Origin of the sequence: Methylobacterium sp. P1-11, from assembly GCF_008329595.1 — a bacterium.
Lineage (GTDB): Bacteria > Pseudomonadota > Alphaproteobacteria > Rhizobiales > Beijerinckiaceae > Methylobacterium.
Window position 1 is genome coordinate 82,796 of the sequence record NZ_NPKS01000013.1, and the last position, 14,336, is coordinate 97,131.

Annotated in this window: 16 protein-coding genes; 9 read left to right on the forward strand and 7 right to left on the reverse strand. The window is 69.9% G+C overall.

Going from position 1 to position 14,336, the window contains the following annotated elements; translation table 11 throughout:
• Positions 1 to 169 precede the first annotated feature (169 nt).
• On the reverse strand, positions 170 to 922 hold the full coding sequence (locus CIW48_RS14880) for a 16S rRNA (uracil(1498)-N(3))-methyltransferase (RefSeq protein ID WP_149311471.1): 753 nt from the start codon (positions 920 to 922) through the stop codon (positions 170 to 172).
• A 220-nt stretch (positions 923 to 1,142) separates the two neighbouring features.
• On the opposite strand from CIW48_RS14880, the gene CIW48_RS14885 reads away from it, so the two are divergent.
• Together CIW48_RS14885 and ubiA are read left to right on the forward strand one after the other, a co-directional pair.
• A complete protein-coding gene (locus CIW48_RS14885) occupies positions 1,143 to 1,622 on the forward strand; it encodes a hypothetical protein (protein ID WP_091787656.1) in 480 nt (159 codons plus the stop codon).
• Between the two features lie 86 nt (positions 1,623 to 1,708).
• Positions 1,709 to 2,656 carry a 4-hydroxybenzoate octaprenyltransferase gene (ubiA, locus tag CIW48_RS14890; protein WP_149311472.1) on the forward strand — a complete coding sequence of 316 codons (948 nt, stop codon included), beginning with the start codon at positions 1,709 to 1,711 and terminating at the stop codon, positions 2,654 to 2,656.
• Positions 2,657 to 2,671: 15 nt separating this feature from the next.
• Here ubiA and CIW48_RS14895 read toward each other — a convergent pair whose 3' ends face one another.
• Positions 2,672 to 3,127 carry a DUF6101 family protein gene (locus CIW48_RS14895; protein WP_149311473.1) on the reverse strand — a complete coding sequence of 152 codons (456 nt, stop codon included), beginning with the start codon at positions 3,125 to 3,127 and terminating at the stop codon, positions 2,672 to 2,674.
• 421 nt (positions 3,128 to 3,548) lie between these two features.
• Between CIW48_RS14895 and CIW48_RS14900 the strand changes: the two genes are divergently transcribed.
• On the forward strand, positions 3,549 to 4,364 hold the full coding sequence (locus CIW48_RS14900; RefSeq protein ID WP_149311474.1) for a 3'(2'),5'-bisphosphate nucleotidase CysQ: 816 nt from the start codon (positions 3,549 to 3,551) through the stop codon (positions 4,362 to 4,364).
• A gap of 33 nt (positions 4,365 to 4,397) precedes the next feature.
• On the opposite strand, the gene CIW48_RS14905 is transcribed toward CIW48_RS14900, so the two are convergent.
• Together CIW48_RS14905 and CIW48_RS14910 are read right to left on the reverse strand one after the other, a co-directional pair.
• Positions 4,398 to 4,634, reverse strand: a complete 237-nt coding sequence (locus tag CIW48_RS14905) for an AsnC family transcriptional regulator (RefSeq protein WP_149311475.1) — start codon at positions 4,632 to 4,634, stop codon at positions 4,398 to 4,400.
• Positions 4,635 to 4,850: 216 nt separating this feature from the next.
• On the reverse strand, positions 4,851 to 5,060 hold the full coding sequence (locus CIW48_RS14910; RefSeq protein WP_091712733.1) for a cold-shock protein: 210 nt from the start codon (positions 5,058 to 5,060) through the stop codon (positions 4,851 to 4,853).
• A 317-nt stretch (positions 5,061 to 5,377) separates the two neighbouring features.
• Here CIW48_RS14910 and CIW48_RS14915 point away from each other — a divergent pair, with 317 nt between their 5' ends.
• Positions 5,378 to 5,767 (forward strand): hypothetical protein, encoded by a 390-nt coding sequence (locus tag CIW48_RS14915; protein ID WP_012322268.1) that lies wholly within the window; start codon positions 5,378 to 5,380, stop codon positions 5,765 to 5,767.
• Between the two features lie 7 nt (positions 5,768 to 5,774).
• Here the strand turns inward: CIW48_RS14915 and CIW48_RS14920 are convergent, their stop codons facing one another.
• Positions 5,775 to 5,978 (reverse strand): hypothetical protein, encoded by a 204-nt coding sequence (locus tag CIW48_RS14920; protein ID WP_091787642.1) that lies wholly within the window; start codon positions 5,976 to 5,978, stop codon positions 5,775 to 5,777.
• Positions 5,979 to 6,143: 165 nt separating this feature from the next.
• Between CIW48_RS14920 and CIW48_RS14925 the strand changes: the two genes are divergently transcribed.
• The gene (locus CIW48_RS14925; protein ID WP_149311476.1) at positions 6,144 to 6,722 is read left to right on the forward strand and encodes a type 1 glutamine amidotransferase domain-containing protein; all 579 of its coding nucleotides are present in this window, start codon (positions 6,144 to 6,146) and stop codon (positions 6,720 to 6,722) included.
• Between the two features lie 36 nt (positions 6,723 to 6,758).
• Here CIW48_RS14925 and CIW48_RS14930 read toward each other — a convergent pair whose 3' ends face one another.
• Both CIW48_RS14930 and CIW48_RS14935 read right to left on the reverse strand, forming a co-directional pair.
• The gene (locus CIW48_RS14930) at positions 6,759 to 8,414 is read right to left on the reverse strand and encodes a calcineurin-like phosphoesterase family protein (RefSeq protein WP_149311477.1); all 1,656 of its coding nucleotides are present in this window, start codon (positions 8,412 to 8,414) and stop codon (positions 6,759 to 6,761) included.
• Positions 8,415 to 8,625: 211 nt separating this feature from the next.
• Entirely contained in the window at positions 8,626 to 9,924 is a 1,299-nt protein-coding gene (locus CIW48_RS14935) for a L,D-transpeptidase family protein (RefSeq protein WP_091787633.1), read from the reverse strand.
• A 228-nt stretch (positions 9,925 to 10,152) separates the two neighbouring features.
• Here CIW48_RS14935 and CIW48_RS14940 point away from each other — a divergent pair, with 228 nt between their 5' ends.
• The 4 genes from CIW48_RS14940 to CIW48_RS14955 are packed head-to-tail and all read left to right on the forward strand — an operon-like array spanning position 10,153 to position 14,207.
• Positions 10,153 to 10,530, forward strand: a complete 378-nt coding sequence (locus tag CIW48_RS14940; protein ID WP_149311478.1) for a hypothetical protein — start codon at positions 10,153 to 10,155, stop codon at positions 10,528 to 10,530.
• Between the two features lie 42 nt (positions 10,531 to 10,572).
• Complete coding sequence (locus CIW48_RS14945; RefSeq protein WP_149311479.1) at positions 10,573 to 11,544, forward strand: DUF1775 domain-containing protein; 972 nt, start codon at positions 10,573 to 10,575, stop codon at positions 11,542 to 11,544.
• A 36-nt stretch (positions 11,545 to 11,580) separates the two neighbouring features.
• Positions 11,581 to 12,021, forward strand: a complete 441-nt coding sequence (locus CIW48_RS14950) for a hypothetical protein (protein WP_173009272.1) — start codon at positions 11,581 to 11,583, stop codon at positions 12,019 to 12,021.
• 44 nt (positions 12,022 to 12,065) lie between these two features.
• Positions 12,066 to 14,207 carry a TonB-dependent receptor gene (locus CIW48_RS14955; RefSeq protein ID WP_149311481.1) on the forward strand — a complete coding sequence of 714 codons (2,142 nt, stop codon included), beginning with the start codon at positions 12,066 to 12,068 and terminating at the stop codon, positions 14,205 to 14,207.
• Positions 14,208 to 14,336: the final 129 nt, after the last annotated feature.

The following is a 14,336-nucleotide window of genomic DNA, read 5'->3' on the forward strand; positions in this document are numbered from 1 at the left end:
ATGAGCACGTGGCGCAGGCGGCGTCCGCTCCGGGACATAATCGAGCCGCCGGGAACCCACAACGCGGCGGCCTCGGCAGGTGCCCCGCTTCACGTCTGATCGTAGGAAACAATCGCCCTCGCCGAGGCCTCTATGTGCGCCCGCGCACATGGATTGGTCCAGCGCCGCCTCAACGCGCGTCACCCAGCACCGCCTGCACCAACGCCAGGACGGCGACGGCGGCCGTGTCGGCTCGCAGAATGCGCGGCCCCAGGGAAAGCGCGACGGTGTTCGGCCGCGCCCGGATCAACGCCCGCTCCTCGGCCGAGAAGCCGCCTTCCGGACCGACCAGCACGGCGAGCGGCACCGAGTCCGGTGGATTGCCGGCCGCCCGCAGGGCCTGCACGGGATCGCGGACCGGAGCGTCCTCGTCGCAGAACACCAGAAGCCGCTCGGGCGCGAGCGCCGCGAGCGCCGGCGCGAGTCGCTCGGGCTCAGGGCATTCGGGAATTGCCAGAATGCCGCATTGCTCGGCAGCCTCGACGGCGTTGGCCCGCAGCCGGTCCATGTTAACGCGGTCACCCTGCGTGAACCGCGTGATGACCGGCCGAATGGTGCCGGCGCCCATCTCCACCGCCTTCTGCGCGAGATAATCCAGGCGGGCGCTCTTCAGCGGTGCGAAGAGATAATGCAGGTCGGCGCGCTCCGGCTGCGGGCGCGTCTGCGCCGCAACGTGCAGATCGGCCCCCTTCCGCCCGGTCTGGACCAGATGGGCTCGCCATTCGCCATGGCGTCCGTTGAAGACGAGCACCGGATCATCCGGTCCGCGGCGCAGCACATTGAGCAGGTAGTTGGCCTGGGCCCGGTCGAGGGGGAGAATCACGCCCGCGGCGAGATCGGCCGCGACATGGAGGCGCGGGGCGGTGAAGTCATAGGCCGGCATGGCAGCGTGGTTGCGCGGGTCGACACGACTGTCAACGGACCGTCCGCGCCCGAAAGTGTTGCCGAATGGTTACGAAGGCCGGTTTTTCGCAGCCGGTCCACCGGTGCATGGCGCAGCCGGTTTGCCGCTCGATTGACGCCACAATCCTATGGCGAACCCAGGAGAACGGAAGAAAGCCGGCCGGGTGCGGATTCGGCAGGGGCGTCGAGGGAGTTGCGGAATGGCGAAGGGGAGCTTCACTCTGGGGGCTGCGGTGCTGGCTGGCACCGTCCTGTTTGGCACGGCGGCCTCCGCCCAGAGCGCGGCGCCGGAATGCGGCGCGATTCAGAAGACGCTGGCCGAGCGCAAGGCGTTGGTCGGCCGGGCCAACGCGGCCTCGCAATCCAAGAAGAAGATGACCCCGCAAGAGGCCTGCGCCCTGTTCGGGAAGCTTCAGAGTAACGGCGCCGAGGGCATGAAGTGGATCTCGGCCAACAAGGAATGGTGCTCGATCCCCGATTCATTCGCTGAGGGCTTCAAGGCTGACCACATGAAGGTCAGCGGTATCCGCACCAAGATCTGCAGCGTCGCTGCCCAGGCGACCAAGATGGAGGCGCAGGCTCGCGCTCAGGCCCAGGCTCAGGCCGGTGGTGGTGGCGGTGGCCTGCTTGGCGGCCCGGGCTTGACCGGCAGCTTCAAGCTGCCGCAGGGCGCTCTGTAAGACCGTTTGAGAGGATCACGGATCCGGCATGGGTCCCCTCTGCAACGGCGGGGGACGCACGTGTGGCACGACCGGAGATCCGATCGATGAACGGGACGGCGCTTGACGACGGGCGGCCAGCCGACTCCGTCTCCGGACACTGGGTCGATCGCTTGGCGCCACGGCCCTGGCGCCCCTATCTGCGCCTTGCCCGGATCGACCGGCCGATCGGGTGGTGGCTCCTCCTCCTGCCCTGCTGGTGGTCGGCCGCCCTGGCGGCCATCGCTGCGGATCAGGCCTTCCCTGATCCGTGGCACTGCCTCCTGTTCCTGATCGGCGCGGTGGCGATGCGCGGGGCGGGCTCGACCTACAACGACCTTGCGGACCGCGACCTCGACGCGCAGGTCGAACGCACGCGCCTGCGCCCGCTGCCCTCCGGGCAGGTGCGCCCGCGCCATGCGGCCCTGTTTCTGGTGATACAGGCGCTGATCGGACTGGCAGTCCTGCTGCAGTTCAACGCCGAGGCGGTCATCATCGGCCTCTGTTCGCTGCTGCCGGTGGCTATCTACCCGTTCATGAAGCGGGTCATGCCGCTGCCGCAGGCGGTTCTGGGCCTCGCCTTTGCCTGGGGCGCGCTGATGGGTTGGGCCGCCGTGTTCGCCCGCCTCGATCCGCCGGCGCTCCTGCTCTACGCGGGCGCGCTCTGCTGGGTGATCGGATACGACACGATCTACGCGGTGCAGGATATCGAGGACGACGAAATCGCGGGGATCCGATCTTCGGCCCGCCTGTTCGGCCGGCACGTGCGACTTGCCGTGGGGATCTGCTACGCGCTGGCGGCGATCTTCGTGGTGCTGGCGGCCCGCGGGGCCGGCGCGGGCTTCATCGGGTATCTGGGAGCCGCGGCCTTTGCCGGCCATCTGGCTTGGCAGGTCCTGTCGCTGCGCGAACGGGACGGGCGCGGGGCACTCGCGTTATTCCGGGCGAACCGGGATGCCGGGCTGATTCTGTTCGTCGGCTTCACCGCCGACGCGCTGCTGCGCAACCTGTTCTAGGATTGGCCGACGCCCTCAGGTGCGGGCGATGATCTCGTTCTCGCCGCGGAAGATCTGCGGACGTGCCGGCAGCCGACCGGTCTTCCGGCGGGTGAGGAAACGGGGGCGGCGGCGGCCGAGGCCGGCATGGCGGCGGCGGATGCGGACCTGACCGAGGATGAGGCGGCCGATCTGTTGCGAAACCGGGACGAGAAGGCCGTCCTCGCGGACGATCATCCGCACCAGTCCGGCCCGTGCTGCGATGTCGCGCCACACGGCGACGACGTCGTCCTCCTCGAAGCTGCCGAGGCGCTGCAGCACCTCCCCCTCGGCATCGACCAGCATCAAGGTGAACCGGTCCGAACCGGTGATCTCCGCATCCTCGGCGGCGTAGGCCAGCGCGATGCCGGCCGCCCGGCGGGCGCCGGAAACGCGCCCGATCACCGGAAGCGCCGAAGCGACGAAACGGGGCGCGGTGTCGGCACCGTGCATTGCGTATCCTGCAGCGCTTTTGTCCGTGACCGGGGAAGTGTTCATCTGTCCGAGTCCCTGGAGCAAGTGGCTGACCCTGCCGGGCCCTCCGTTATGCCAAGCAAAATCGCACCCGAACTCCTCCGCACCGCTTAAGAGCCGTCGTTAAGCGAATCTGGACAGCGCTGTCATTTGCGGAATGCTCAATGCTTCCTTGAATGCTCAACATTTCCTTGCGCAGATCGGTCGTTATCGATCGATCACCCGGCATCCTTGTGGCGCTGCAGGAGGCGCCGTACAACGGGGCGACCGGGCGCGCGATCCTCCGCGCCAGGTGTTCTCAGCCCAAGCGGGTGTGCCCAGGCGGGCCCGGACGTCCGAGCCAGCGGATGGACGGCGCGGCGAGGCCCTCGCGGGCCTCACGGATTACACGCGGAGCGCGATGCCCGAGCCCCTCAGCGACGATGCCGTATCTGCCCTGATGCCGGAGCTGCGCGCCGTGATGCGCGAGGCAGCCGAGATCGCGCGACCGTTCTTCAGGCTGGGCGGACAGACCTCGGCCCGCATCTGGTCCAAGGCCGGCGGCTCGCCGGTAACGGAGGCGGATGTCGCGGTCGACGCCTTTCTGAAAGTGCGCCTGAGCGCCCTCGTGCCGCGTGCGGCGTGGCTGTCTGAGGAAACCGCGGACGACCCCGCGCGTCTCGGCCACGACCTCGTCTGGATCGTGGATCCGATCGACGGGACGCGGGCTTTCCTGTCGGGTCATCCGGATTGGTCGATCGCAGTGGCGCTCCTGTCGGGCGGCGAACCGCTCATCGGCTTCGTGCATGCCCCTGTGGGCGACGCGGATTACGAGGCCGTGCGCGGGCGTGGCGCGACGCGGAACGGCGAACCGATCCGCGTCCACGCTCGGCAGAACCTGTCAGGTGCGCGCATTACCGGCCCGAAGCCAATGCTCGACCGTCTGACCCGAGGCGCCGACGCGGCCGCTGATTTCGAGGTGATCGCGCGGATTCCCTCGCTCGCCCTCCGCCTCGCCCGTGTGGCGGACGGAACGGTCGATGTCGGCATGATTTCGGGCAATGCCCGCGACTGGGACCTCGCCGCCGCCGATCTCGTCCTGCGCGAGGCGGGTGGGATCGTCTGCGACTTCAATGGTGCAGCGACGCCCTACAATCGCGCCGATCCGGTCCACGGCGAATTGCTCGCCGCGCCAGTCGCCTTGCAGAACCCCGTCCTGGCGGCCTGGGGCCGCTGAGGACAGGTATTCAAGTGAGGCTCGACGGCCCTTTCAGGCCGCCGCGGCCTCGCGGATCTTCATCGCGCCGGGCGCGAGCCCGAGGCGCTCGGCCAAGTGCCAGTGCAGCTCCCGCGAGGAATGGTAGTTGTAGGACCGGTCGATCAGATCGCTGATATCGACCCCGGTCTGATCCGCGGTCTTGGCCCGCGCCAGCTTGCCCACCCGGAAGGTCGGTGCATCGGTGACGGGGGAACGGACGCCGCGGCGCCGTGTGTATTCGAACAACATCTATGTCTTTTCTTTTCTGGACCGGACGTTGGCTTCGCCCGGGGTCGTTTCTGGGATATTGCCTCCGACGCGACCTGCCCGGGCGGTCTTGCCCGGGATGGCAGCGTCGGAAGGGGTAACCGCTTCTGGCGGCCGCTTTGAGCGTCACCGGCGACTCCCGTTGCACACAATGGAGCCGCGGGAGTTGCGAGGTGAGCCCTTAGATCTGCGCGGCGGTTAGGCCGCCTGGAGGTTGCCGGCGGCGTCCTTGCCGCTCCGCTTGTCCGTGAGGATCTCGTAAGTGACCCGCTGACCTTCGATCAGGTTGCGCATCCCGGCACGCTCCACAGCCGAGATATGGACGAACACGTCCTTGCCGCCATCATCGGGCTGGATGAAGCCATAGCCCTTGGTCTCGTTGAACCACTTCACAGTACCGGTATTCACGTAGCGTACCTCGTTCGTCCATAGGTCACCTGCGCGGCGCGAGGGCCGCGTGATGCACCACGGTCTTTCTGGATTTGGCCAGTGCGGCGGGGCGCGAGTCGCTGAACCTTAAACAGCGTCAGCCTCGGTGGAAGAGCCCCCCGGGGACGTATTTAGGCGATGGCTGCGGCCGCAACAAGGCATGAGCGGCGTACCATCTGCGTCGCAGGCGCGGATCGGGAGGTGGCCGACACGCACCGCCCCCTGGGATTCCGGGCATTCACGATGCATATACGGAATGCGCTCAAGCAGTTAAGGCACGTGGCTCTGGACGATACATGGCAGGCATCTCGGTCTCGCTGGACGGTGCGAACATCCAGCTGTCCTTCCAGAAGGACGATCAGGCGACGGCAGTGGTGATGGATGCCCGCGCCGCCCGGGCACTGGTGCGCGCCGTCGGGCAACTCCTCACAGCGATCGACGATACCGACGAGCCCGATATGGCCGACGAGATGGGCGACGAGGAGGTCGCCATGCTCGACGTGACGTCGTCGGCCATCGAGATCGGGACCGACGACGAGGGCCAGGCCGTTGTAGCCCTGCAGGCCGGTGCGCTGCCGCCGTTCCAGCTCCGGCTGACGGACGAAGAGGCCCGCCACGTGGTGACGAGCCTCTCCGAGATCCTCAATGCCCCGCGCGACGTGCGCACGTCGCACGGCGGTCACTGACAGCGGGTCACATGCGCGTGCCGGGATCCGTCGGTGCCCCGGGGAAGATGTCGGGCTCCGAGCCCGGACCGCCGGGCTCTCCGATCCCCGGATCGTTCACCGGATAGGGCGTGCGCGGGCCGGTCGGGCCGATGTCGGGCTCCTCTTCGGGCGTCGGCGGGGGCGGCGGTAGATCGCCGGGCGTGGGATCGGGAAGGCCTGGATTGGCCATGACGCGACTCCTGGTGGTTGGGATGGTGACCAACGGGTCGCCTTCGCGGCGGTTCCGATCTCTGTTCCGAAGTCCAATCGCGGGAGCGGCCAGGCGGCCGAGGGCCGCAGGAACGCGACGGGCGACCCTCCGTTAGCCGGGCAGATCCCCGACCGGAGGTACACCATGCCCGACATTCGCCAAGCCAAGGTCCTGATCCTCGCGACAGACGGGTTCGAGGAGAGCGAGCTGACCGTTCCGCAGGCCAAGCTGTCCGAAGCCGGCGCGACCGTGACCGTCGCCGCCCCGCAGTCGCGCCAGAGCAAGGGCACGATCCGCGGCTGGGACAAGACCGACTGGGGCAAGGAGGTCGCGGTCGACACCGACCTCGAGCAGGTCGACCCCTCGGGCTTCGACGCGCTTGTCCTTCCGGGCGGGCAGATCAATCCGGACAAGCTCCGGCTGGAGCCCAAGGCTTTGGCCCTGATCAAGAGCTTCCTCACGTCCGGCAAGGTCGTGGCCGCGATCTGCCACGCCCCCTGGCTGCTCATCGAGACCGGCGCGGCCAAGGGCCGCGACCTGACCTCGTTCAGCTCGATCCGGACCGACGTGATCAATGCCGGAGGCCGCTGGCACGATAAGGAAGTCGTGACCGATCACGGCATCATCACGAGCCGCAATCCGGGCGACCTCGACGCCTTCTGCGCGAAGGTCATCGAGGAGATCCAGGAAGGTGGCCACGGCGCCCGCCAGCTGGCGGTGTGACCCGCCCGGGCGCCGCCGAGCGCGCGGCGCCCGGGCTCAGCCGCGGCCGCCCTCGGCGGTGACTTCCAGCACCGTGCAGCCGCGGATCGGGCGGCCGTACTCGTCCGCGCCCTCCACGGTGACCCGGTGGGCCCCGGGTGCCAGGTCGTCCGGAAGCCGCGCGGTCCAGATATGGGTCGAGGGCACCGCCTTCACCCAGCTCTTCTTGGTCTCCGGATAGCGCTCGTAGAGTTCGGTGACGAACGGGTCGAGGCGGCGGGTGCGCTCCATCGACCGCGGCGGCGCGTCGCCGATCCGGAACGCGAGCTGCGTGCGCGGGCCGCCATCGAATACGTTCACAACAAGGGCCGTGTCGGCGAGCGCGTCTTGCGGCACCGGTGGCCGGAGCCCCTGTACGGGCCGGGTCCAGCGCACCACCTCGGGCGCGCCGGCCCGCAACTCGCTCTCGAAGAGGATCCGCATGGTCTCGTCCGGCTGGCCCTGCGCGGCAACGTAGCGCGAGGTGTAGGCGGTGCCGCGGATCGAGAGCACGTGGAACCCGTTCGGCGTGCCGTCGCGGCTGTCGGCCGAGGGGATGCCGGTGCGGGTGTCGGGCCCGCTCCACCACGAGCCCGAGACGGCGGTGAGCACGTGATGGTGGTGGCCTTCGGCGAGGTAATGGTGCTCGGTCGTGTGGGTGTGGCCGGCGAGGCTCAAGACCTTGCGGCCGGCAAGCAGCTCGAGGAGCGCGGCGCGGTCGGTCGTGGTGCTGCGGGGATCGTCCGGCGCCGTGTCGGTGTGCAGCGGGATGTGCATGGCCAGCACGATCAGATCATCCCGGGGGATCTCGGCCAGGAGGTTGCGCAGGAAGGCCAGGCCGCGGTCGCCGATCCGGCCCCGGTAGGTGTTGGCGCCCACCGGTACTGGCGGCCCGAGCCACTCGACGTTGTCGAGCATCACGAACCACGCCCGGCCGTGCCGGAACGCGTAGGTCGGCGCGCCGAACACCCGCTTCCAGGTCTCGCGGCTGTAGCGCGCGTCCGGCGCCTGCATGTTGAGATCGTGGTTGCCCGGCAGGTTGTACCAGGGCAGGCCGATCCGCCCGACGATCCGGTTGGAGCGACCGTAGAGCGAGAGATCGTCGAACAGCACGTCGCCGGTGGTCAGACCGAACGCCGCCGGGATCGCCATGGCGCGGGCGACCGCGGTGTCCCGCACATGGTCCAGTTCGAACCGGCTCTCGGGCTGGGGATCGGTGAACAGCACGACGTCGAAGTCGTCAGGCTCGCCCGCGCGGGTCAGGGTGAAGTCGATCGAGGCCGGGAGCGGGCCGGTGGGCGCGAGCCCGCGATAGCGCAGGCCCACCTCGGCGGGCGTGCCCCCGGGCTGGTGGATGTAGGAATGGCGCGGCACGTTGTCGGCGTCGCGCGGCAGCGCGTAGCCCGGCGGCTTGATGACGAAGACCACGCCGTCGCCCGGCATCGGCAGGCGGTAGCGGCCGCGGTCGTCGGTCCGCGCGATCTCGCGGCCGTTGGACACCAGCACGCCCGGCAGCGGGACCGGCTCGGCGCCGGCCGCGTCGCGCGCGGTGACGATCCCGGTGGCCTCCGCGGCCTCCTGGGCGCCGGCCCGGCCCGCGACGAGGCCGAGGGCGGCGGCGCCCGCCATGGTGCTCCGGCGGGTCAGGCCTCCGGGTTGGGTGTCGCGCGACATGGACGGCTCCTGGACGGCTGCGCGGCGCGTCGTCCCGCGGGGGCCGGCAACCGGCTCCGGGACGCAGCCTCCGCGGCCAAGCAGACGCGTTTGACCTCCCGATGACAGGCACGGCCCCGAACGCGCGAGGCCCGCGCCTCGGCGGAGGTGCGGGCCTCGGATCGGGTTCGACGGGCGGGCGCCGCCGGAAGTGGCCGGCGCCCGGGATCGACTATTCCTCGTCGCCGGGCTCGAAGGTCTGGGGCATCGGCTCGGCGCTGGCGACCGGGGTCGGTGCGCCGATGGTCGAGGGGACGTTCACGCCGTCACGCTTGTAGATGTCGTCACGGAACTGGACGATACCGTCCGGGGTCGACCAAGCGGTGATGTAGGTCCAGTAGACCGGCACCGGCTGGGCGATGTTGGCGTCGATGCGCTTGCCACTCTCGATCGCCTCCTCGACCTGCTGGCGGCCCCAGCCGGGCGTGTCCTTCAGCAGCCACGTGATGTACTCGCGCACGTTCTGCACGCGCACGCAGCCCGACGAGATGAAGCGGAAATCGTCGCCGAACACGCCCTTGGTGTTCGTGTCGTGCATGAACACGCCGTAGGGGTTCGGAATATTGATCCGGACGATGCCCATCGAGTTGAAGTCGGCGCCCGAATCCTGCCGGTAGGTGTAGCGGGTGCCCTCGTCCGAGAACCAGTTCACCGACTTCGGCGAGACCTCGGAGCCGTTCGAAAGGATCCGGATCTTGTTGTCCGTGAGGTAATTTGGATCCTTCTGCATCTTCGGGATCAGGTCCTTCTTCACGATGGAAGCCGGGACCGTCCAGGTCGGGTTGAAATTGATCTGCGTCGCCTTGGTGTTCATGATCGGCGACTGGCGGTCGATCTTGCCCACGCCCGCGGCGTGGAGCGTGACGACCTGGCCGTTCTCGACCGTCTCGACGAGCGCGGCCGGGATGTTGGTGATCACGAAGCGCCGACCCAGGTCGCCCGAGTAGGAGCGCAGGCGCACGACGTTGATCTCGAGCTGGCGCAGGCGCACCTCGGCCGGCACGTTCATGGCCTGCTGGGTGGCGGGGGTCATCGCGCCGGTCTGGCTGAGGCCGTGCCGGGCCTGGAACCGCTTCACGCCCGCGGCGACGTAGGAATCGTAGACGCCTGAGCTGCCCGCGGCCGGATCGAGGTCGCCGGTGACGATCAAGCGCTGGCGGATGGCCGCCACGGCCGGGCCGCGCGAGCCGATCCGCAGATGGTCGGCGCCGGAAACCTGCCGCCAGCCCCCGCGAGCGACAATGTCCTTGTAGCGCTCCACCATCTGGTCGGTGGACGCCACGGTCTGGGGCGAGAGGATCGGCACCGTCTCGCGCTGCACCTGCATGCCGGCGGGCGAGGCGTAGTCCTGCGCCCATTCGGCCTGAGCATAGTTGCCTTGATCGCGGGCTTGGGCGCCGCCGAGGCCGAGCGCGCCGAGAGCGGCAACGCTGAGGACTGCGGTGAACCGGTTTTGTGCCTTGTTGCGCATCGGTCCTGGCTCTGGTCCGGGGTTCGTCAGGGCGTGACGGGAGCGGATTGTCTCGGGCGCCACGGTGTCGGGATGGCGTTAAGACTCCCTATCGAAGGGGCCGGAATGTGGCATCGCCGTGCGCCAGCGCACGCTGCGTTTCGGTGCGGCACCCTGGCAACAGCCTAAGTCGGCCAGGTGTGGCAGAGATGCCATAGCGGCCCGGTTCGGACGGCGCGCGGGAGCAGCATGGATTCGGGCGAGCCGCATTCGGATCGACGTGTCGGGCCGGCCCTGCGGGCCGCGATCGCCGTGCTGGCGCTCTACGCCCTGCTGCTTCAGGCCTTTCTCGGCGGCCTGATGCCGTTGCCGACGACGATCGACGGTCTCTGCGCGCAGCATTCCGACGGGTCCGCCGTACCGGGCGCGCCCCTCCCCCATGGCCAGGGCGATTGCTGCACGGCGGCCCAGGCCACCGGCCCGGCGCTTCCGCCGCGGCCAGCCGCCATCGGCGTCCGATGGGCCGTGGCCACGAACCGTCATTCGGCCTGGCCCTTCACCGGCAGCGTCGGCGCCCGCGCGCCGCCCGGCACCATCGCGTCCCCGAGGGGGCCGCCAACCGCCTGAGCGATCACCACCCTTCGGATCCCTCAGGACGGATGTACTCCCATGAAGACCCTTGTCTCGGCCGCCCTCGGCCTCGGGCTGCTCGCTTCCGCGGCGCAGGCCCACGCGGTGCTGGAACGCAAACAGGCCGCCCCCGGCGTCTCGTATCGCGGCGTCGTCCAGATCATGCACGGCTGCAACGGCAAGCCGACGACCCGCGTGAGCGTCACCATCCCGGAGGGCCTGATCGGCGCCAAGCCGATGCCGAAGCCCGGCTGGACCCTCGCGACGACGCGCGGGCCCTACGCCAAGACCTACGCGACCCACCACGGCACGGCCTCGGAGGGCGTGACGGCGATCACCTGGAGCGGCGGCTCCCTGCCGGACGACCAGGTCGACGAGTTCACCTTCCTGGCGCAGGTCGCCGGCACGTTCGAGCCCGGCGCGACCGTCTACGTCCCGGTCCAGCAGGATTGCGCGGAGGGCAGCCATTCCTGGTCGGAGATCCCCAAGGCCGGTCAGGACGCCCACGACCTGAAGGCGGCCGCGCCGTCCTTCCGAATCGTCCAGGTCGCCCAGGCGGGCGGTGCGCCGGCCGCGGCCGCGCCCGCCGCCTCAACCGTGAAGTCCGGTGATCTGACGATCGAGACGCCGTGGCTGCGCGCCACCCCGAACGGCGCCAAGGTCGCGGGCGGGTACGTGCGCATCACCAACACGGGGAGCGCGCCAGACACGCTCACGGGCGCGACGGTGCCCTTCGCCAAGAGCAGCGACATCCACTCCATGTCGATGGAGGGCAGCGTCATGAAGATGGCGCCGGTCTCGGGCGGCCTCACGATCAAGCCCGGCGAGACCGTGGAGCTGAAGCCCGGCGGCTATCACCTGATGTTCGAGGACCTGACCGGCGCGCCGAAGGCGGGCGAGGCCATCGCGGGGACGCTCACCTTCCAGCGGGCCGGCGCCGTGCCGGTGACCTTCACGGTGGCGCCGATCGGCGCGGGCGCACCGGGCGGCCAGCACCAGCACCAGCACTAGCCGCCCGGACGGAGCATCGGCTGTCGGGCGACCGCCGTGACGCCAGCAGATCCACGAGGCCGGGCCGCCGCGGCGCCCGGCCGTCGCGGCCGCGCGGCCCCTCGGGTCGCCCCCGCGCGGTCGGCGTGCGCGCTCGCCCGGATCGTGGCACTGCTCGCCCTCTACGCCCTGGCGCTGCAGGGCATCCTCGGCGGCCTGGCGTCCGCCGACGCGGGGCCGGTCCATATCCTCTGCCTCGCCGATGATGGCCAGACCGATCCGGCACCGACCGGCAAGCACCTGCCGGCCCATCACAGCGGGGATTGCTGCGTCGCCTGTCAAGCGGCCGGGCCGGCCACCCTCCCCGCGCCGTCGGCCGCCACGGCCATCCCGGTCGCCCGGCCTGTCGTAGCCGCCGGCCCGCGGCCGCGGCGCGTCGCCCTCCCGCGGGCACCCCCGCGTCCCGGTCTCGGAGCCCGCGCCCCACCCGACGTCTGACCGATCGCCGCTCCCTCCCGATCACCAGACACGGATTCCGCCCCATGCCCCTCCAGTTCCGGGCCGGCCGACGCGCCGCGCTCCTGCTGTTCACCTGCGCGACGCCGGCCGCAGCGCAGCCGCAGACGCCGTCCGCCGCCTCGGTCACCCTGTCCGAACTCAGCGTCGTCGGCACCGCCGCCGCGGACGCGCCGTCGGACGAGACCCGCGGCTCGCTCTCGGTGCCGAGCGTCGACCGCCAGAGGGCCGCCCTCGCGGGAACCTTCGGCTCCGTGGCCTTCGTCGACGCCGCGGCGCTCCAGGACCGCTACACCAACACGCTCCGCGACGTGCTCAAGGACGTGCCCGGCGTCTACGTGCAGGAGCGCTACGGGCAGGAGCTGCGCCTGTCGGTCCGCGGCTCCGGCATCGCCCGCGCCTTCCACCTGCGCGGCATCGAGCTTCTCCAGGACGGGATCCCGCTCAACCTCGCGGACGGGAGCGGCGACTTCTATCAGGTCGACCCGCTCGCCCTACGCTCGGTGGAGGTCTACAAGGGCGGCAACGCCCTCACCTTCGGGGCGACGACGCTCGGCGGCGCGGTCAACGCCGTCACGCCCACGGCCTACACGGCGCTGGCGCCCAACATCCTGCGGGTCGACGGCGGCAGCTTCGGCACGATCCGCGAGCAGGCGCAGATGTCCCGCATCGACGGGCCGCTCGACGTGCTGGTCAACGCGACGCTGACCAATTCCGACGGGTTCCGCGCCCACGAGGCCCAGGCCACGAAGAACGTCAACGCCAACATCGGCTACCGGATCGCCCCCGACATCGAGACCCGCTTCTATCTCGGCACCTATCTCACCGATCAGAAGCTGCCGGGCACCCTGACCCTCGGCCAGAGCCTCTCCACCCCGACGCTGGCCAACCCCACGGCAATCACCGGCAATCAGTCCCGCAAGGTCGAGACGGAGCGGATCGCGAACCGTATCTCGTTCCTGCTCGACGTGGGCAAGCTCGACGTCGACACCTGGGCGATTCACAAGAGCCTGTACCACCCAATCTTCCAGGCGATCGACCAGGATGGCTGGACCTACGGGATCAGCCCGCACTGGGCCGGGACCGTCGATCTCGGCGGTTTTCGCGACGACGTGGTGCTGGGTCTGCGCGCCTTCGCGGGCCAGAACTCCGCGCTGCAATTCGTCAATGTCCGCGGGCAGCGGGGCGCACAGACGCTCAACGCACTCCAGAGCGCCTCGAGCCTGGAGGCCTACGGAGAGAACCGATTCTGGTTCCTGCCGGACGTTGCGCTGATGACCGGCGCGAAGGCGTTCTCGTCGAACCGGACCTTCAGCGACAAGGGCGGATTGCCGGGCAACCCAAACCCGCGCTTCGCCGACGTGACCTACGCGGGGATCAACCCGAAGGTCGGCCTGCTGTGGCAGCCGCGGCCCGACATCCAGATCTTCGGCGACGTCGTCCGGTCCCGGGACGTGCCGGACTTCTCCGACCTCGTGCAGCAGAACCTGCTGAGCACCACCTTCGTGCCCCTCCGGGCGCAGCGCGCCTGGACCTACGAGGCCGGCGCCCGCGGGCGCGTCGACCGCCTCACCTTCGACCTGACGCTCTACCGGTCGGACCTGCGCGACGAGCTGATCAACTTCGCGACCAATCCCGGCCTCAACATCCCGGCCGCGACCTTCAATACGCCGCGCTCGGTGCACCAGGGCGTCGAGGCGGCCGTCACCCTGGACCTGGCTCGCGACCTCGTGGGGCCGGGCGACGGGCTCAGCGTGACCCAGATCTGGACCCACAACGATTTCCGGTTCGTCGGCGACCCGGTCTTCGGCAACAACCGCATCGCCGGAATCCCGACGGACGTGCTGCGCACCGTCCTGGGCTACCGGCACCCGAGCGGCTTCCACGTCGCGCCGTCGCTCGACTGGGTGCCGCAGGGCGCCTTCGCCGATCACGCCAACACCCTGCGGGTGCCCGGCTACGCCCTGCTCGGCGTCGAGGCCGGCCTCGACCTCGCGGACGGCGTCGCCCTGTTCGTGGATGCCCGCAACCTCACGAATGCCCGCTACGTCTCGGACATCGCCGTGGTGGCCAACGCCGCCGCGACGGCGGGCGGCCCGGGCGCCCTGGCCGCCTTCTATCCCGGCAGCGGCCGCAGCGTCTTCGGCGGTATCCGCGCCTCGTTCTGAGCGCGCGTGCCACCATCCTGGGCTCTTCTCCAGGCCACGGACGGCGGGTTAAGGTTAAAAAAACATGAACCCTGATGTTCGAGCCAATCGGCGCTAGGATTGCGGTGTCGTCCGAAAGCCACGGACGGA

What these genes read in the sequence shown, in the direction of transcription:
- CIW48_RS14935 (WP_091787633.1), bottom strand. Translation starts at nt 9,924, where the DNA reads ATGCGCAACAAGGCACAAAACCGGTTCACCGCAGTCCTCAGCGTTGCC.
- CIW48_RS14915 (WP_012322268.1), top strand. Translation starts at nt 5,378, where the DNA reads ATGGCAGGCATCTCGGTCTCGCTGGACGGTGCGAACATCCAGCTGTCC.
- CIW48_RS14895 (WP_149311473.1), bottom strand. Translation starts at nt 3,127, where the DNA reads ATGCACGGTGCCGACACCGCGCCCCGTTTCGTCGCTTCGGCGCTTCCG.
- ubiA (WP_149311472.1), top strand. Translation starts at nt 1,709, where the DNA reads ATGAACGGGACGGCGCTTGACGACGGGCGGCCAGCCGACTCCGTCTCC.
- CIW48_RS14885 (WP_091787656.1), top strand. Translation starts at nt 1,143, where the DNA reads ATGGCGAAGGGGAGCTTCACTCTGGGGGCTGCGGTGCTGGCTGGCACC.
- CIW48_RS14925 (WP_149311476.1), top strand. Translation starts at nt 6,144, where the DNA reads ATGCCCGACATTCGCCAAGCCAAGGTCCTGATCCTCGCGACAGACGGG.
- CIW48_RS14930 (WP_149311477.1), bottom strand. Translation starts at nt 8,414, where the DNA reads ATGTCGCGCGACACCCAACCCGGAGGCCTGACCCGCCGGAGCACCATG.
- CIW48_RS14940 (WP_149311478.1), top strand. Translation starts at nt 10,153, where the DNA reads ATGGATTCGGGCGAGCCGCATTCGGATCGACGTGTCGGGCCGGCCCTG.
- CIW48_RS14900 (WP_149311474.1), top strand. Translation starts at nt 3,549, where the DNA reads ATGCCCGAGCCCCTCAGCGACGATGCCGTATCTGCCCTGATGCCGGAG.
- CIW48_RS14880 (WP_149311471.1), bottom strand. Translation starts at nt 922, where the DNA reads ATGCCGGCCTATGACTTCACCGCCCCGCGCCTCCATGTCGCGGCCGAT.
- CIW48_RS14920 (WP_091787642.1), bottom strand. Translation starts at nt 5,978, where the DNA reads ATGGCCAATCCAGGCCTTCCCGATCCCACGCCCGGCGATCTACCGCCG.
- CIW48_RS14945 (WP_149311479.1), top strand. Translation starts at nt 10,573, where the DNA reads ATGAAGACCCTTGTCTCGGCCGCCCTCGGCCTCGGGCTGCTCGCTTCC.
- CIW48_RS14905 (WP_149311475.1), bottom strand. Translation starts at nt 4,634, where the DNA reads ATGTTGTTCGAATACACACGGCGCCGCGGCGTCCGTTCCCCCGTCACC.
- CIW48_RS14955 (WP_149311481.1), top strand. Translation starts at nt 12,066, where the DNA reads ATGCCCCTCCAGTTCCGGGCCGGCCGACGCGCCGCGCTCCTGCTGTTC.